Origin of the sequence: Acrocarpospora catenulata (assembly GCF_018476525.1) — a bacterium.
Taxonomy (GTDB): domain Bacteria; phylum Actinomycetota; class Actinomycetes; order Streptosporangiales; family Streptosporangiaceae; genus Acrocarpospora; species Acrocarpospora catenulata.
Map to the genome: position 1 here is coordinate 64,058 of NZ_JAHCST010000042.1, position 15,790 is coordinate 79,847.

Genomic DNA, 15,790 nt, shown 5'->3' on the forward strand with positions numbered 1-15,790 from the left:
CGTAACTCCGATGTCACATCCCGAATCCTTGGCCCGGCACCGCAGGGAGGCGATGCGGTTGACGAGTGTCTCGAGGCTGGTCGCTCAAGCACGAGAACGCTTCATCGAAGCGGGAGACTTCGGTGGGGCGTGCATCCGTGAACCTATTGAGGTTTCCTGGCGCCGTTCCCAGTTCTTCGGGGTGAACGTCGACGAGCTGGATCCGCCGTACCGGCCGGACGTGGATCCAGGGACGTCGCTCAGTCTGGCGGCGCGGCCGGTCCTGGACCGGCTGGAGTCGGCGCTGACCGGAACGTCGATGACGGTGATCCTCACCGACGCGCACGGTCGGGTGATCGCGCGCAGGGCGGGGGACGAGTCGCTCAACCGGCTCCTCGACCGGATCCGATTGGCGATCGGGTTCAGCTACGCCGAGGAGTACGTGGGGACCAACGGCATCGGCACCGCCCTGGAGGACAAGCGGGCCGCCCACGTCTTCGGCGCCGAGCACTACTCCGGCCGCCTGCAGGGCATGTCGTGCGCGGCGGCGCCCATCCGGCATCCGCTCAGCGGCCGCATCGAAGGGGTCATCGACCTCACCTGCCGCTCCGCCCACGCCAGCCCGCTGATGACCGCGCTCGTCCAGGGGGCCGCGGCCGACATCGCACAACGCCTGCTGGAGGACAGCACCGAGCGGGAGCGGGCGCTGCTGACCGAGTTCCTGTCCGCGACGAGACGGGCGGCCCGGCCCGTCGTGACCGTGAGCGAGCAGCTCGTCCTCACCAACACCGCCGCCGCCAACCTGCTCCAGCCGAACGACCAGGCCACGCTCCGCGACCGCGCGCTGGAGTTACTGGGCTCAGGACGGGACACGGTGGACAGCAGCATCGTCCTGTCCAGCGGGCAGGTGGCGCGGGTACGCTACCGGCCGGTCGAGGTGGGCATGGTCGCCGCCGGAGCGGTGATCGAGATCAATCTCCACGACGACCCTGGCCAGAACGTCCGTGTTCCGCCACGGCCCGAGGCTCCCTGGGGCGGTCTGGCCGGTCGCCATCCCTCCTGGCTCACCGCCTGCCAGCAGGTCGAGACCCGCTGCCACGCGCGTACCTGGATGCTGCTGGTCGGCGAGCCCGGCGTGGGAAAGCTGACCGTCGCGGAGGCCGCCCACCGCCGCTGCTTCCCCTCCTCCCATGCGGGCGTGCTGGACGCCGCCGACTGCGCGCCGGACGTTCCCGCCTGGCTGGACCTGCTCCGCTCCCACCTGCGCGAGCCGTTCGCGACCGTCATCCTGCGCCACGTCGACCGCCTGGACCCCGTCACCGCGCGGCGGGTCGCCCTGACACTGGAAGAGGAGGGCGAGGCCGCGGGATCCGGGGCCTGGGTCACCGCGACCGCGACCGACGAGACCAGCGCCGCAGTGCTGGAACTCCAGGACTTCTTCCCGGTCACCGTCACCGTCCCGCCCCTGCGGCACCGCATCGACGACCTTCGCGAACTCGCTCCCGCCCTGCTCCAACGACGGTTGAAAGGACGACGGGTGACCTGCTCGGGAGAGGCCATGCAGCTACTGCTGCGCATGGCCTGGCCAGGAAACGTCGCCGAACTCGACCACGTCCTGGGATCCGCCCTGCTCAGACGCCGCGCGGGCCAGATCCAGGTCGGTGACCTCCCCGAACAGTGCCACGCGATCACGCGCCGGATCCTGACCCCCCTGGAGGCGATCGAACGTGACGCCATCACCCGCGCCCTGATCGAAGCCTCCGGCGACAAGGTCAGAGCGGCAGCCCTCCTGGGCATCTCCCGAGCAACCATCTACCGCAAAATCCACACCTACGGCATCACCGTCCGCGAAGGCACCAGCCGGGTGGGCTGACCCAGTCCGTCAGTTCTCTGATCTCGGGCGCGCTCGGGTGGCGGGGCTCCTGTTAGAGGATGAGGAGATGCGCGCCCGACCGATCACCACCGAACGCCTCGTCGAGGACCTCGCCGACCGGATCGCCGCGTTTCCCAGTCAGGAGTGGGTCCGGGTGGCCGTGGACGGCGCCCCGGCCGCCCGTCCGGCCGAGTTGGCCGATGCCCTGGTGGAGCCGTTGCGCGTCCGTGGCCGCGAGACGTTCCGCGTCTCCTCCTGGGACTTCCTGCGGCCCGCCTCGCTGCGGTTCGAGTACGGCAAGCAGGACCCCGACGCGTACTACGACGACTGGCTGGACGTGAACGGGCTGATCCGCGAGGTCCTGGCCCCGCTGGACCCGGGCGGCTCCGGCAAGGTCCTGCCCACGCTGTGGGACGCGAGCAGGGACCGCGCCACCCGTGCGCCGTACACGGTGCTGCCGCCTGGGACGATCCTGCTCCTGGACGGGACGCTGCTGCTGGGCCGCTGGCTGCCGCTGGAGTTCACCGTGCACCTGCGCCTGTCGCCTGCGGCGTTGGAGCGGCGGACGACGGACGCGTGGACGATCCCCGCCTTCCGGCGCTACGAGGACGAGGTGGCCCCGGCAAGCGTCGCCGACGTGGCGATCAGCGTGGATCGTCCCCGCCACCCCGCGCTGATCGAAGAGGCCTGACTTTAAAGATCACCAATTCATGGGCGGATCCCGCATGCCCGCGTACCGAAGATAAAACTGTCCTTGACAGAAAAAATTGTCGGTCGCTAGTCTGGCAGGTATGCAGGATGTCGCAGTGATCGAGGACCCGGCCGCCGCCGAGGTCTCGCTGGACCCGGTTCGGGCCCGGTTGCTGGCCGAGCTGAGCGAGCCCGGCTCGGCGGCGATGCTGGCCGCCAAGGTGGGCCTGCCGCGGCAGAAGGTGAACTACCACCTGAAGACGCTGGAGGCGCACGGCCTCGTCGAGATGATCGAGGAGCGGCGCAAGGGCAACGTCAACGAGCGCATCATGCGGGCGACCGCGGCCTCCTACGTGATCTCCCCGATCGCGCTGGCGTCGGTCCAGCCCGACCCGGCCCGCTCCCCCGACCAGCTGTCGGCGAGCTGGCTGCTGGCCGTCGCGTCCCGGTTGGTCCGCGACGTCGGGGCGCTCATCACCGGCGCCGCCAAGGCGCGCAAGCGGGTGGCGACCTTCGCGATCGACGGCGAGGTGCGTTTCGCCTCGGCCGCCGACCGGGCCGCGTTCGCCACCGAACTCGCCGGGGCCGTCCAGGCCCTGGTGTCCAAGTACCACGACCAGTCCGCCGAGCACGGCCGCGACCACCGGATCGTCGTCGCCGTGCACCCGAGCACGACCGTCCACCTGAGTCCGAAGGAAGAGCGATGACACACCCGTTCGAGCTGAACCAGGAGATCGAGCTCAACGCGACGCCCGAGCAGGTCTGGCAGGCGATCGCGACCGGACCGGGGGTCGACTCCTGGTTCATGGGGCACACCGAGCTGGGCACCGCCCCCGGCGGCCCCGCCGGCCTGACCATGTTCGGCCAGACCGAGGAGGCCACGATCACCGCGTACGAGCCGGGCACGCGCCTGGCCACCCGCAGCGTGGCCGGCCCCGACGGCCAGTTCATGGCGATGGAGTACCTCATCGAGGGCCGCGGCGGCGGTTCGACCGTGCTGCGGCTGGTGCAGAGCGGCGTGCTCGGCGACGACTGGGAGAGCGAGTTCGAGGCGATGCAGGCCGGCTGGCCCATCTACCTGGAGACGCTCAAGCAGTACCTGGCGCACTTCACCGGACGCGCCCCGCTGGTCACCACGGCCGTCCGGCCCGGCGCGGGCGGCCCTGACTCGATCTGGAAGACCGTCACCGAGTCGCTGGGGGTCTCCCCCGAGGTCGCCGAGGGCGACCAGGTCCGGCTGCCGGACGGCTCCGCCGGGGTCGTCTTCTACGCGAACCTGCCCGTCAACCTGGGCGTGCGGACCGACGAGGGCCTCTACCGGTTCATCCACTCCGGCACCCACCGCGGCGACGCGCTCGTGCTCGGCCACCAGAACTTCGCGGGCCGCGACGAGCAGGCCGCGTGGGACGCCTGGCTGGCCGAGAACTTCAACTAGGGAGAAGAAGATGAGAAAGCTGATCGTGAGCACCTTCCTGAGCCTGGACGGCGTCATGCAGGGCCCGGGCGGTCCTGACGAGGACGAAAGCGGCGGCTTCGCGCAGGGCGGCTGGTCGGTGAACCACTGGGACGAGCTGATGGCGTCGGTCATGGGCGAGGCGACCAGCGTGCCGTTCGCCATGGTGCTCGGCCGCAGGACCTTCGACATCATGTCCGCGTACTGGCCGCACGCCCCCGAGGAGGCGGGCGGCAAGGTGTTCAACGACGCCGTCAAGTACGTCGCCTCGCGGGGCCGTCCCGACCTGGCGGCATGGGCCAACTCGGTCCAGATCGAGGGGGACGCGGCCGAGGGCCTCGCCGCCCTCAAGCGGGAGGACGGGCCGGAGCTCCAGGTCCACGGCAGCGCCGACCTGATCCAGACGCTGCTGCGCCACAACCTCGTCGACGAGTTCCGCCTGTGGGTCTTCCCGGTCGTCGTCGGCTCGGGCAAGCGCCTGTTCGCGGAGGGCGCCATCCCTGCCGGGCTGAAGCTGGTGGACAGCAAGATCTCCAGCACCGGTGTGTTCATCGGCACGTACGAGCCGGCGGGCGAGCTCGTCACCGGCACGTTCGCGCAGGACTGAGCGGCGCGGGGCCCGGTCCACAACCTGGAGTCAAGTCCGTCCCAAGTCGGGCCTGTCACTCTCGGCCAATGACCGTACGTGTGCCCGTCCGCCTGCAGAGCGGCCTCGCCGAATGCGGGGCGGCCTGCCTCGCCATGGTGCTGAGCCATCACCACCGGTACGCCGCGGTGCGTGAGGTCGCGGAGCGATGCGGGGTCGGCCGGGACGGGTTGTCCGCGCTGGCGATCGTCCGGGCGGCGCGTGAGTACGGGCTGACGGCCACCGCCTACTCGGTCGAATCGCTGGACGGGGCCCCGCTCCCGGCCGTCGCCCACTGGCAGTTCAACCACTTCGTGGTGGTCGAGCGGTACGGCCCCCGGTACGTCCATGTCGTCGATCCGGCCATCGGGCGGCTGCGGCTCACCCGGGAGGAGTTCGACCGGGGCTTCTCGGGGGTGCTGCTCACGTTCAAGCCCGGAGACGGCTTCCGGACCAGGAGGCGGCCACGCCGGGCCTGGCTGCGGGCGCTGGCGGCGACCGCGCTCCAGAAGGGGCTGCTCGCCCGGATTCTGCTGGTCTCCCTGTTGCTCCAGGCCATCGGGCTGGGGGTGCAGAGCTTCGCGGGGGTGCTGGTGGACGCCGTCATCCCCGCGGACGACGTGTCGCTGCTGGGCCTGCTGGGGATCGCGCTGGGGGCGGGCGGGCTGGTCCATCTGGGGCTGACCTACCTGCGGGCCGCCACGGTGCTGCGGTTGCGGTTACGGGCGGACCGGCTGCTGACCACCGAGGTGGTCGGGCATCTGTTCCGCCTGCCGTACCGGTATTTCGCCACGCGCGGGGCGGGGGATCTGGCGCAGCGCAGCGCGAGTGTGGGCCGGTTGCGGCAGCTGCTGTCCGGGCCGATCACCACCGCGTTGCTGGACGGGCCGCTCGCCATCGGTTACGTGACGATCGTCCTGATCAAGGCGCCGCCGCTCGGGCTGTGCCTGGTCGCTCTCGCGGCCGTCCAGGCGACCCTGCTGCTGGCCACCCGGCGGCGGCGGGCCGACCTGAACCAGGCCGCGGTGTCGGCGCAGGTCCAGACACAGGGCCAGCTCATCGAGGCCATCAAAGGCGTGGAGATCCTGAAGGCGGGCGGTATCGAGGACGCCGCGCTCAGCCGCTGGTCCCGGCTGTTCAACGACCAGCTCGCCGCCGACCGGCGGGTCGGCAGGGCCGACAACCTGGTCACCTCGGTGCTCGACAGCATGCGCCTGCTGGCCCCGGCGATCCTGCTGTGGGCCGGCGGCTGGCAGGTGCTCGACGGGCGTCCGCTCGGCGCGACGCTGACCCTCGTCGCGCTGGCAGGGACGGCGCTCGTTCCGATCACGTCGCTGGTCGCGACCGTGCGCACCCTCCAGGAGGCCGCCACCCACGTCGAGCGCCTGGCCGACATCCTGGAGTCCAAGCCGGAGCCGTACGGCGAGGTGCAGGTCGGCCACCTGCGCGGGCACATCGAGCTGGCCGACGTCTCCTTCCGCCACGACCCCCGGGCGCCGTGGACGGTGCGCCAGGTCTCCCTGACGGTACGCCGGGGGCAGAAGGTCGCCCTGGTCGGCCCGAGCGGCTCGGGCAAGAGCACGCTGGCGCGGCTCATGGTCGGTCTGTACGAGCCCACGTTCGGCACGGTCAGCTACGACGGCGTGAAACTGGAGGCCCTGAACCGGTCATCGCTGCGGCGGCACTTCGGCGTCGTCACCCAGGAGGCCCACCTGTTCACCGGCACGATCCGGGAGAACATCGCGCTCGGCCGCCCCGGGGCCACGCCGGAGGAGATCATGCGGGCCGCGCGGGTGGCGTGCGTACACGACGAGATCATGGCCATGCCGATGGGCTACGACACGAACCTGTCGGAGGGCATGGGCCTGTCCGGCGGCCAGCGGCAGCGTCTGGCGCTGGCCCGGGCGGTCCTGGGGCGGCCGAAGGTGCTGCTGTTCGACGAGGCCACCAGCCACCTCGACACCGTCACCGAGGCCCGCATCGAGGAGAACCTGGCGGCCCTCACCCAGACCCGCATCGTGATCGCCCACCGGTTGAGCACGGTACGCGACGCCGACCTGATCGTCGTCATCGACTCCGGAGGCGTCGTCGAGCAGGGCACCCACGACGAACTCCTCGCCTTCGGCGGCAGGTACGCGGACCTTGTGGCAGGTCAGGAGCCTACCAAGCTATCCCCAAGTCGCTCGCAAGATCGCCCTGAGATGGTGGGAAAGTCAGAGATTCACCCATCCAAAAGGGGTAATTAAGGATGAGCACTTTCGAGACCACCGCCCGTCAGCTGGACGACAGCGAGCTCGCCGACGTCACCGGCGGTCACCGCCCGGACTACGACTGGATGAACTACGACTGGCGCGACGCGGTGATCTGCGCCCTGCCGTAACCAGGGGGATGTGGGGGCCGCTCCTACGGGAGCGGCCCCCATTTCATTTGGTCACGCAGTACGGATCCTCCTCGGGCGCACTTGATGAACTGAAATGTTTCGAGCCGATCCAAGCAAGTAAACGCAGGACACAGCCAGCTTAAGCGGTTCACTCGATGGAAACGTTTCGGACTTGTTCTTGACACATTTCGTAACACGTCCTCAGAATGAGCGCGAGCACCATCCCGCACACCCACCCTTGTGGCGATATTTCTGCATGTGGTGAGGCATGTGCGGGTTGGTGAGCACGCCGCGGCGCAAGTCCCCGATCTCCGAAACTTTTCCAAGTGGAGAGGTTCCGATCTGCAGGTCCAGGAGGAACAAGCATGATCGACAGTGCGGACATTTCCGGGATAGGCCGGACACGACGCCGCTCCCGCCTCCGGAGCTCCCTGGTGGCGGGCCTGGTCGCCGTCCTCGGCGCGGCGCTCGCCGTGACCACGATCACCGAGGCCCAGGCCGCCGACTGTAGCGCCGGATACGTCGGACTCACCTACGACGACGGACCGAACCCGAGCAACACCAACAACCTGCTGAACGCCCTACGGCAGAACGGCCTCCGGGCCACCATGTTCAACATCGGGCAGAACGCCCAGAACAACCAGGCTCTCGTCCGGGCCCAGCGGGACGCCGGCATGTGGATCGGCAACCACAGCTACACCCACCCCCACCTGATCAACATGAGCAGCGCCCAGATCCAGTCGGAGCTCCAGCGGACCCAGCAGGCCATCCAGCAGGCCACGGGAACCGCTCCGCAGCTGTTCCGCCCGCCGTACGGAGAGACCAACGCCACGCTCAAGTCGGTGGAACAGCAGCTCGGCCTCAGAGAGATCATCTGGGACGTGGACTCCCAGGACTGGAACGGGGCGAGCACCGCCCAGATCGTCCAGGCCGCCGGACGGCTCCAGAACGGCCAGATCATCCTGATGCACGACCAGTACGCGACGACGCTCAACGCGATCCCGCAGATCGCCGCGAACCTGCGCAGCCGCAACCTGTGCGCCGGCATGATCTCGCCCTCCACCGGCAGGGCCGTGGCGCCCGACGGCGGCGGCAACCCGAGCAACCCGCCCTCCAGCCCGCCCCCGAGCGGTGGCGGCAGCTGCACCGCGACGCTGTCGGCGGGCCAGCAGTGGAGCGACCGCTACAACCTCAACGTCGCGGTCTCCGGCTCCAGCAACTGGACGGTCACGATGAACATTCCGTCCCCCGCCAAGGTCATCGCCACCTGGAACATCACCGCCAGCTACCCCAGCGCCCAGCAGCTGGTCGCCAAGCCCAACGGCAGCGGCAACAACTGGGGCGTGACGATCCAGCACAACGGCAACTGGACCTGGCCGACGGTCTCCTGCCGGGTGGGCTGACCTCCCGGCGAAACCACGCGGGCCCTCACAGCTCTGTGAGGGCCCGCACGATCATCTGTCAGTGTCCGACCGACACCCGCTGCGGAGCGGCCCAGGACTTCGCCTGGAAGGCCACCGTCCTGCCGTTCGCGGTGAACCTCGCCCGGGTGAGGAGGGGGTCGTTCCCGGCGGCCGCCCCGCTGAGGGAGACCGTCGCCGTGAGGGACTCCCCGGGGGCCAGCGTGTAGGTGCCCTCCGAGCGCGCCCGCTGCCGTCCGGAGAAGTTCAGGCGCACGTTCCGCCAGGTGGTCGCCGACCCGTTGTGCAGGGTCACCACCGCCTGGCCCTGCTCCTCGGTCACCCGCAGACCGTACGGCAGGCGGGGATCGTCCCCGATCGAGCTGTCCAGGAGGTTGGTGAGCTCGGTGACGAGCTGCGGATTCCGGGCGGCGACGTTATGGCGTTCGCCACGGTCGCCGCGCAGGTCGTAGAGCTCGACCCGGCCCGCCGGGCCCGCACCGGAGATGTTGGGGGCGAAGCGGATCATCTTCCAGTGACCGCGCCTGATCGCCTGCATCTTGCGGGGGCGGTTCCACAGCAGGTACTCGTGACCCGCGTAACGGCCGCCGGTCAGCAGGCCGCGGAAGGACCTGCCGTCCAGGTTGGCCGGGATGGGGACCTGCGCGTAGTCGGCCAAGGTCGGCAGGAGATCCCATAACGCCACAGGCTCGTCGACGACCCTCGGGGTCAGGGACGGCGACCAGGCGATCAGAGGAATGCGGATGCCGCCCTCGTAGAGCTGGCGCTTGACGCCGCGGAACGGCCCGTTGGAGTCGAAGATCGTCGGATCGACGCCCTTCTCGTGGTGCGGGCCGTTGTCGCCGGCGAACAGCAGCACCGTCGAGTTGGCGATCCCGGCCTCGCGGATGGCGCGGATGATGTCGCCGACATGGGAGTCCAGGCGGGTCACCTGGGCGGCGTGGCGGCGGTTCGGGCCGGTCCACGGCTCGTCCGCGTACCGGCCGCTGCCGCCGGGGACCTGGCTGGGCGAGTGCGGGAGGATCGTCGGAAAGTACAGGAGGAAGGGGTCGCCGGCGGCCCGCTTGATGAAGGAGACGGCCCGGTCGCGTAACAGGTCGGGCGCGTACGTCTTGCCGTCCAGCGCGACCTTCTCCCCGTTGTGCCAGAGGTAGGTCGGCCAGTACTGGTGGGCGTGGCGATGGGTGATGTAGCCGAAGAACTCGTCGAATCCCCTGGCGTTGGGATGGGACACCTGGCCCGGCTCCTCGGGGCCGAACCCCCACTTGCCGATGCAGGCCGTCTGGTATCCGGCCAGCTTGAGCGGCTCCGCGAAGGTCAGGTCGGCGGCGGTGAGGGAGCGCTGCGGCCCGCCCTCCGGGTTCTCCCGCACGGTCCCGTGCCCGGTGTGCAGGCCGGTCAGCAGCGCGCAGCGGGACGGCGCGCAGAGCGACGCCCCGGCGTACGCGCTGGTGAACCGGATCCCCTGCGCCGCCATCCGGTCCAGATTGGGGGTCGCGATCTTCCGCTGCCCGTAGGGCCCGATCTCCCCCCAGCCCAGGTCGTCGGCGAGGATGATGACGAAGTTGAGCGGGGTGCGGCGCTGGGCCGCCACCGGGTCGGCCATGCTCGCCGCGGCGAGCCCGGCCGCGAGCAGACCTCCGGCGCCCGCGAGGAATCCACGTCTGGTGGCAGGCGGCATCGAACCCTGGCTTCTGGTGGGCAGGTGCTGGTTCACGGCGTCACAGGCAGTCCACGTGCGGCACATCTCGTGCGGGATCGGATACGTCCTTGGCGGGCGGAAACGGCCTGCCGATGCTGGACCGTACCGGATCGGATCTTCTCCCGCCACTCAGGGGCGAGTCCTGGACCGGCTTACTGGCCCACCCGGCCGTCCACGCGTTCGCGCAGCAGGTCGGCGTGGCCGTTGTGGCGGGCGTATTCCTCGATCATGTGCACCAGCACCTCGCGCAGCGTGTGGCCCGAGGTGCCGACCATGTCGAGATCGGGCTCCTCGGCCATGAACCGCTCCGCGAAGGCGACCTCGGCCCGCCAGGCGTTCCACGCCTCCGCGACCACCTCGGGGTCGGGCCGGGCACCGTTGAAGTCCTCGTCGCGGTCGTCTCCGCCGCTGTAGAGGCGCGGGAGGTCCTGCCCGGCCAGCCGCAACCGGAACCAGATGTGTTCCACCTTGGCCATGTGGCGGAGCAGTCCCAGCAGGGACAGGTTGGACGGCTCGACCGCCCTGCGTGCCAGGCCGTCCGCGTCCAGATCCGAGCACTTCATCTCCAGCGTCAGACGCTGGTCACGGAGGTAGCCGAGCAGGGTGGCGCGCTCGCCCCGGAACCCCCCTTCGCTCCTCGGGTCGTCCTCGGGGGCGGCGAACATGTCCGACCAGCCGAAACGGCGGGCGGGCCACTGCGCTCCCTGATGCGATGGATCGGTGCTCGGCATGGCAAAGACCATCGACGTTCCCCGTGGAAAGCGCAACTTCTTTTCGTACGCCGTGGAAAAGCGAAACGCCCATCCGGGTGGATGGGCGTTTCGCGGGAGCGGGGTCACTTGAGAACCGGGTACTTCTGGACGATGGCGGTCTGGCTCCACCAGCGGCCGATGCCCAGGGTGTTGCCGGCGGCGGCCAGGGCCAGGCCGATCAGGACGATCGCGTAGATGATGTGGTCGTCCATGAAGGGGTTGGTGGTCAGGGGCAGTTCGGCGGCCCACATCATGAGCAGCAGGACGGTTCCGGCGGCGGCGGCGATGCGCAGGCCGGCGCCCAGGACCAGGGCGGTGCCGATGCCCGCCAGGCCGAGCATGAACAGCCAGTCCACCCAGGCCTGCCCGGCCAGGCCGGAGAAGAAGCCGCCCAGGGCGTTCTCGCCGGTGCCCTTGAGGAAGCCGGTGGTGGGGCTGCCGCCGTTGACCCAGGCCTTGGCGGCGGGGGTGGCGAAGCCGAAGCCGAACAGCTTGTCCAGGAAGGCCCAGAGGAAGACCCAGCCGAGCGAGATGCGGGCGACGGCCCAGACGTAGTCGACCGGACGGTGTGCCACCGGAGCCGGGGAGGCGGGGACGTGGGGGGTGGGGACGGTGTGACGTCCTGCGGTGGTGGCCATCGTTAGCCCCTTTCAGAGCGGTTCAGGTCTCGGTGTCACGCCTTAATCACACCGGTTGGGCGGCTTCGGGATTAGGGCTCAATTGCTCCCCCGAAGCACCCGCAAGACCCCGTCGCGGCGGGACTTTCGTCCCTGTGCGGGCGAGCCCTCCGGCCCTGCCCCGGTCCCGGCCTGGCCGGGAGCCTGACGGCAGAGCCTGTGAAGGAGGCGTGTCATGATCGCTCCGCTTGCCACCGAACTCGGCGTCCGGCGTCTGCTCGTCGCGGCCGGGGAGGCGCCGTCGGTGCTCAACACCCAGCCGTGGCGGTTCCGTGTCGTCCGGCGCGAGTACGTCGAGCTGTACGCCGACCAGGATCGCCGCCTGACGGTGCTCGACCCGCGCGGGCGGTCCCTGCACGTGAGCTGCGGCGCGGCGCTGCTCAACATGCGCCTGGCGATCAGGCAGGCCGGTTACCACCCCCTGGTGTGGCTGCGACCCTCCCCCGACGCCCAGCCCGACCTCCTGGCGGCCATACGCCTCAGGCAGACCGAACCCGCGCGGACCCGCGAACGCGAGCTGTACGCGGCAATCCCGGCACGGCGGACGAACCGGGAGCCCTACACCGGCGACCCGGTGCCGCCGGACCTGATGGCCGACATGAAGATCGCGGCCAGCCGGGAGGGCGCCGCCCTGATCTTCCTCAGCCGCGAGGCGGTGTCGAGCATGCTGGAGTACGTCGCGATGGCCGAGGACGAGCTCGCCCACAGCCTGGACTACCTGGCCGAACTCACCAAGTGGAGCCTGCCGGACTACGTACGCGGCCCGATGCCGGTGGACGATCCCCCGCTCACCAGGGCACTCGGGAAGCGCGACCGCATGGCCGAGTTCGAGGCGCGGCCCCAGCTGGCCGTGCTCACCACACCCGGCGACCGGGCCGCGGACTGGCTGCGTGCCGGGCAGGCGCTGGAACGCGTCCTGCTGGTGGCGACCGCCGGCGGCCTGGCGACGTCATTCCTGAACCAGCCGCTGGACGTACGGGACATGCGGCGGCACACCGATCCCCGGCACCGCCGGGGCCACCCGCAAATGATCATCCGCTTCGGCTACGGGCCGCCGGTCGGCCGCGCCCCGCGCCGCCAGGCGCACGACACCACGATCTAGCGGAGGCCGCGGCGGAATCCGTCGCGGCCTCTCGCCGTTGTCAGGCTTCCCCGTGCACCACGTGGGCGTCGGGGCCGGGATACACCAACGTCTCCTGGTCGGTGCCCAGCCAATGGACCACGTACGGTGGCGTGCCGTCCTCGTGGCGGAGTTCCCTGACGATTCCGATGCGCTGCGGCTCGCCCTGGTGGGTGCCCTCGACTATGAGCTTGTCGCCGACCTCGGCGTGCATGGTCCCTCCCTTCAGCGGTCCCTTCTTCGATTGTGCCTCCTACAGAGATCCCTACCCTCGCCATCGCGTGGGCCGCTGTTGATCCTCGTGAACGCCGCCGCGCTGGGCGAGGGGCGGCGGGGGGCTGACCAATCCGGTGAATACCTCGTGCCGCCGTCTCTCGGCGATCATTCCGGGCCTCTCGGTGGGGTTTAACTTGCTCGTGAAATAGCCTTCTGACCTGCGCATACCTCTGTCGGCGCTAGTCTCCGTAGCATGCGCATTCCGCCGGGTGGTGCCGTCAATCTCGTTGGCTGGGCGGTGATTCTGCCGATCATGGTGGCGGCCGGCGAGCTGGGCGAACCAGGGCTACCTTCCCCGCACATGCTGATCCCGCTGCTGCTCGGGCTGGTCGCGGCCATGACCGGGCTGGTGCGCCGGCCTCCGCCAGCCGTGCTCAACAAGGGCTCGCAGGCGCTGCTCGGCGTGCTCATGGGGACGTATCTGAACGTGGCGGCGCTTGGGCAGGTGGCGGGGTCGGTCGCGCCGCTGGTCGTGGTGACGCTGATGACGCTGGTCATCTGCCAGGGGGCCGCGTGGGCGATGGTGCGGTTCGGCGGGGTGGATCGGGCCACGGCGACCCTGGGCATGATCGCGGGAGGGTCGGCCGCGGCGGTGGCCTCGGCTGGGGATCTTGACGCGGATGGGCGTCAGGTGGCGTTCATGCAGTACCTGCGGCTGGGTTTCGTCGTGGCGAGCACGCCGCTGCTGCTGAGCGTGATCCTGCCGCCCCAGGCGGGTGGTGCGAGCCCACCGCAGGAGGGGAGTGCCTGGCATCTGGTGACCGGGCCGGACCAGCTCAAGGGTCTGGCCGTGCTCGGGGCGGTCGCCCTGTTCGGCGTGCTGATCGGCCCCCGGTTGCGGCTGCCGAGCCCGGCGATGATGGGGGCCATGCTCGTGTCGGCCGTGGTGACCGCGACCGGTCTCGCGCACGGGTTCGCGCCCGACGGGATGTTGCGGTCGCTGCTGTTCACCATGATCGGTCTGGACGTGGGGCTGCGGTTCTCCCGTCACACCGTACGGCGCCTGCGGCGGATCCTGCCCGTCGCGGCCGCCTGCACCCTGGCCGTCAGCGCCGCCTGCGGGGCGCTGGCGTGGGTGGTTTCCGCGGTCACCCGGATCCCGTTCAACGACACCTACCTCGCCACCACGCCCGGCGGCATCAACGCCGTACTGGCCACGGCCTCCGCGGCGCACGCGAACCTGCCGCTGATCTCCAGCGTGCAGAGCCTGCGCCTGTTCGAGATGGCCTTCCTGGCGCCGTTGCTGATCCGCGTCAGCCTCGTACGGTCCGGTGTCGACGGTCAGGGCAAGGGACGCTCTAGGCACTGCCGGTAGACGGTCAGCTCTTCACAAGGAACGGCGTGTGGGTGTGGGCGTGGGGAAGGAGCGCCACTAAAGAGAGGAGCCGACCGTGAGTGAACAGAAGACCCCGCCCGAGGGTATGGGCGAACGCGATGTCGTCGAGCTGCTGATGGCGCAGCACAGGCGCATCAAGGAGATGTTCAACGAGGTGGAACAGGCCTCTCCCGCTGACCGTGGGGAAGCCTTCACCCGTCTGGTACGGATTCTCGCCGTGCACGAGACGGCCGAAGAGGAGATCGTGCATCCCTTCTCGCGGAACAAGATCGAGAACGGTGACCGGGTGGTCGACGATCGCCTGGCCGAGGAGCATCGAGCCAAGCTCCTGCTCCAGGAACTCGATCAGGCCGGGCCGTCGGCGCCCGACTTCATGGAGCGGCTGCGCCAGCTGCGGACGGCCGTCGAAGCCCACGCCGACAGCGAGGAACAGTACGAGTTCGGCGAGCTCCGCGCCAAGACCACCGAGTCCGAACGGCACATGCTGGCCGTCGGCGTCAAGGCCGCCGAGGCGCTGGCCCCGACGCACCCGCATCCCGGGGTGGAGACCGCCACCAAGAACGTCCTGGTGGGCACCCCGTTCGCGATGATGGACCGCGCCCGCGACGTCATCCGCCAGACCCTCAAGCGAAAGGGCTGACCACAGCCCAGGCCGCCGCCGCCCCGGCTCTCGACTGCCGGGGGGCTTCAGCCTGGGCTCATTCATGATGGTCTCGGCCTGCTTCGGGCTCAGATGCGTGGTGAGGTCCACGCGTAGGGGTCCGGGGCGGGGGCGAGGTTGGTGTCGCCGGTGTCGTGGTCTTCCGGGTCGGTTATGTCTCCGTTGCGGTAGGCGGCCCATGCGGCGCCTGTGGCGATCACGAGGGCGGTGATCGTGAGATACAGGCCGTGCGCGGTGGTGGCGTCGAGCCGGAGATATCCCGCGATGGCCATGCCGCTCAGCGCGCAGATCGCGGCCGGGCCAGCGGCCAGGATAAGCATGGGAGCGATGCGGCTACCGCTGTAGGCAGTACAGACAGCCAGGACAGCCGTCGCCGCCGTAGCGCCCGTTCCGAGCCCTGCCCAGGGCGTGAGGGCAGGCACCGAAAGAACCTCCCACATATCGGCTTCGAACCGACCATCGGCCACAGGGATCCGAATCACGGACGAGACCTGAAACCAGACCAGAAAGGCCCCAAGAAGGAGCCACCACCCGGACCGGCGCAGCGTCCTGGGGACAGTCACGGTTCCGTCGGCCATACCGCGCCTTTCCAACGGCGAAAAGTCCCGCCGAGACCGGCCAGAGGCCGCATGAATCTGCGTTGGCGTCATGGTGTGAGAAACGGATCCAAACCAATCCCGGCCGAACCCATGCCAATTCGGCATGATTCCCAGTTGCCGTAAAAACTCCCACCCTCTTGACCCCCACGGATCCAGACCCGGAGGATCGGCCGCCGCCCGACAAGCTAAAGATTGGTTGCCGCGGTTCTCCCACCGCCCGCCCCCTCCATTACCGTTAGGCCCCAC

Annotated in this window: 16 protein-coding genes; 11 read left to right on the forward strand and 5 right to left on the reverse strand. The window is 69.8% G+C overall.

Annotation, left to right across the window (positions count from 1 at the left end):
- Nucleotides 1–52: 52 nt before the first annotated feature.
- The 8 genes from KIP79_RS49750 (at nucleotide 53) to KIP79_RS31810 (ending at nucleotide 8,403) form a co-directional block, all read left to right on the forward strand.
- Complete coding sequence (locus KIP79_RS49750; RefSeq protein WP_504742455.1) at nucleotides 53–1,852, forward strand: sigma-54-dependent Fis family transcriptional regulator; 1,800 nt, start codon at nucleotides 53–55, stop codon at nucleotides 1,850–1,852.
- Between the two features lie 67 nt (nucleotides 1,853–1,919).
- A complete protein-coding gene (locus KIP79_RS31785; protein WP_214108650.1) occupies nucleotides 1,920–2,543 on the forward strand; it encodes a nucleoside/nucleotide kinase family protein in 624 nt (207 codons plus the stop codon).
- A gap of 100 nt (nucleotides 2,544–2,643) precedes the next feature.
- On the forward strand, nucleotides 2,644–3,249 hold the full coding sequence (locus KIP79_RS31790; protein ID WP_214108651.1) for an ArsR/SmtB family transcription factor: 606 nt from the start codon (nucleotides 2,644–2,646) through the stop codon (nucleotides 3,247–3,249).
- Nucleotides 3,246–3,977 (forward strand): SRPBCC family protein, encoded by a 732-nt coding sequence (locus tag KIP79_RS31795; protein ID WP_214108652.1) that lies wholly within the window; start codon nucleotides 3,246–3,248, stop codon nucleotides 3,975–3,977. The genes KIP79_RS31790 and KIP79_RS31795 overlap by 4 nt, the downstream gene beginning before the upstream one ends.
- Nucleotides 3,978–3,987: 10 nt before the next feature.
- Nucleotides 3,988–4,602, forward strand: coding sequence for a dihydrofolate reductase family protein (locus tag KIP79_RS31800; protein ID WP_214108653.1), 615 nt, complete (start codon nucleotides 3,988–3,990; stop codon nucleotides 4,600–4,602).
- A 68-nt stretch (nucleotides 4,603–4,670) separates the two neighbouring features.
- Nucleotides 4,671–6,866, forward strand: a complete 2,196-nt coding sequence (locus tag KIP79_RS31805; protein ID WP_214108654.1) for a peptidase domain-containing ABC transporter — start codon at nucleotides 4,671–4,673, stop codon at nucleotides 6,864–6,866.
- A gap of 2 nt (nucleotides 6,867–6,868) precedes the next feature.
- Complete coding sequence (locus KIP79_RS48690) at nucleotides 6,869–7,000, forward strand: hypothetical protein (RefSeq protein WP_256447546.1); 132 nt, start codon at nucleotides 6,869–6,871, stop codon at nucleotides 6,998–7,000.
- Between the two features lie 365 nt (nucleotides 7,001–7,365).
- Complete coding sequence (locus KIP79_RS31810) at nucleotides 7,366–8,403, forward strand: polysaccharide deacetylase family protein (protein WP_214108655.1); 1,038 nt, start codon at nucleotides 7,366–7,368, stop codon at nucleotides 8,401–8,403.
- Between the two features lie 58 nt (nucleotides 8,404–8,461).
- On the opposite strand, the gene KIP79_RS31815 is transcribed toward KIP79_RS31810, so the two are convergent.
- The 3 genes from KIP79_RS31815 to KIP79_RS31825 form a co-directional block, all read right to left on the reverse strand.
- Nucleotides 8,462–10,138, reverse strand: a complete 1,677-nt coding sequence (locus tag KIP79_RS31815; RefSeq protein ID WP_214108656.1) for an arylsulfatase — start codon at nucleotides 10,136–10,138, stop codon at nucleotides 8,462–8,464.
- A 137-nt stretch (nucleotides 10,139–10,275) separates the two neighbouring features.
- The gene (locus tag KIP79_RS31820) at nucleotides 10,276–10,854 is read right to left on the reverse strand and encodes a DinB family protein (RefSeq protein WP_308169991.1); all 579 of its coding nucleotides are present in this window, start codon (nucleotides 10,852–10,854) and stop codon (nucleotides 10,276–10,278) included.
- A 104-nt stretch (nucleotides 10,855–10,958) separates the two neighbouring features.
- A complete protein-coding gene (locus KIP79_RS31825) occupies nucleotides 10,959–11,513 on the reverse strand; it encodes a hypothetical protein (protein WP_250214147.1) in 555 nt (184 codons plus the stop codon).
- A 214-nt stretch (nucleotides 11,514–11,727) separates the two neighbouring features.
- Here KIP79_RS31825 and KIP79_RS31830 point away from each other — a divergent pair, with 214 nt between their 5' ends.
- Complete coding sequence (locus tag KIP79_RS31830; RefSeq protein ID WP_214108657.1) at nucleotides 11,728–12,654, forward strand: Acg family FMN-binding oxidoreductase; 927 nt, start codon at nucleotides 11,728–11,730, stop codon at nucleotides 12,652–12,654.
- 40 nt (nucleotides 12,655–12,694) lie between these two features.
- Here the strand turns inward: KIP79_RS31830 and KIP79_RS31835 are convergent, their stop codons facing one another.
- Complete coding sequence (locus tag KIP79_RS31835; protein WP_214108658.1) at nucleotides 12,695–12,886, reverse strand: DUF1918 domain-containing protein; 192 nt, start codon at nucleotides 12,884–12,886, stop codon at nucleotides 12,695–12,697.
- Nucleotides 12,887–13,141: 255 nt separating this feature from the next.
- On the opposite strand from KIP79_RS31835, the gene KIP79_RS31840 reads away from it, so the two are divergent.
- Both KIP79_RS31840 and KIP79_RS31845 read left to right on the forward strand, forming a co-directional pair.
- Entirely contained in the window at nucleotides 13,142–14,263 is a 1,122-nt protein-coding gene (locus KIP79_RS31840) for an AbrB family transcriptional regulator (RefSeq protein ID WP_214108659.1), read from the forward strand.
- A 76-nt stretch (nucleotides 14,264–14,339) separates the two neighbouring features.
- Nucleotides 14,340–14,924, forward strand: a complete 585-nt coding sequence (locus KIP79_RS31845; RefSeq protein ID WP_308169992.1) for a hemerythrin domain-containing protein — start codon at nucleotides 14,340–14,342, stop codon at nucleotides 14,922–14,924.
- A gap of 89 nt (nucleotides 14,925–15,013) precedes the next feature.
- Here the strand turns inward: KIP79_RS31845 and KIP79_RS31850 are convergent, their stop codons facing one another.
- Entirely contained in the window at nucleotides 15,014–15,265 is a 252-nt protein-coding gene (locus KIP79_RS31850) for a hypothetical protein (protein WP_214108660.1), read from the reverse strand.
- Nucleotides 15,266–15,790 lie beyond the last annotated feature (525 nt).

Excerpts from the sequence above, each read along its gene's own strand:
- KIP79_RS31785 (WP_214108650.1), top strand. The coding sequence starts at position 1,920 with ATGCGCGCCCGACCGATCACCACCGAACGCCTCGTCGAGGACCTCGCC.
- KIP79_RS31825 (WP_250214147.1), bottom strand. The coding sequence starts at position 11,513 with ATGGCCACCACCGCAGGACGTCACACCGTCCCCACCCCCCACGTCCCC.
- KIP79_RS31840 (WP_214108659.1), top strand. The coding sequence starts at position 13,142 with ATGCGCATTCCGCCGGGTGGTGCCGTCAATCTCGTTGGCTGGGCGGTG.
- KIP79_RS31835 (WP_214108658.1), bottom strand. The coding sequence starts at position 12,886 with ATGCACGCCGAGGTCGGCGACAAGCTCATAGTCGAGGGCACCCACCAG.
- KIP79_RS31830 (WP_214108657.1), top strand. The coding sequence starts at position 11,728 with ATGATCGCTCCGCTTGCCACCGAACTCGGCGTCCGGCGTCTGCTCGTC.
- KIP79_RS31795 (WP_214108652.1), top strand. The coding sequence starts at position 3,246 with ATGACACACCCGTTCGAGCTGAACCAGGAGATCGAGCTCAACGCGACG.
- KIP79_RS31820 (WP_308169991.1), bottom strand. The coding sequence starts at position 10,854 with ATGCCGAGCACCGATCCATCGCATCAGGGAGCGCAGTGGCCCGCCCGC.
- KIP79_RS31790 (WP_214108651.1), top strand. The coding sequence starts at position 2,644 with ATGCAGGATGTCGCAGTGATCGAGGACCCGGCCGCCGCCGAGGTCTCG.
- KIP79_RS31800 (WP_214108653.1), top strand. The coding sequence starts at position 3,988 with ATGAGAAAGCTGATCGTGAGCACCTTCCTGAGCCTGGACGGCGTCATG.
- KIP79_RS31805 (WP_214108654.1), top strand. The coding sequence starts at position 4,671 with ATGACCGTACGTGTGCCCGTCCGCCTGCAGAGCGGCCTCGCCGAATGC.
- KIP79_RS48690 (WP_256447546.1), top strand. The coding sequence starts at position 6,869 with ATGAGCACTTTCGAGACCACCGCCCGTCAGCTGGACGACAGCGAGCTC.
- KIP79_RS31850 (WP_214108660.1), bottom strand. The coding sequence starts at position 15,265 with ATGCTTATCCTGGCCGCTGGCCCGGCCGCGATCTGCGCGCTGAGCGGC.
- KIP79_RS49750 (WP_504742455.1), top strand. The coding sequence starts at position 53 with ATGCGGTTGACGAGTGTCTCGAGGCTGGTCGCTCAAGCACGAGAACGC.
- KIP79_RS31810 (WP_214108655.1), top strand. The coding sequence starts at position 7,366 with ATGATCGACAGTGCGGACATTTCCGGGATAGGCCGGACACGACGCCGC.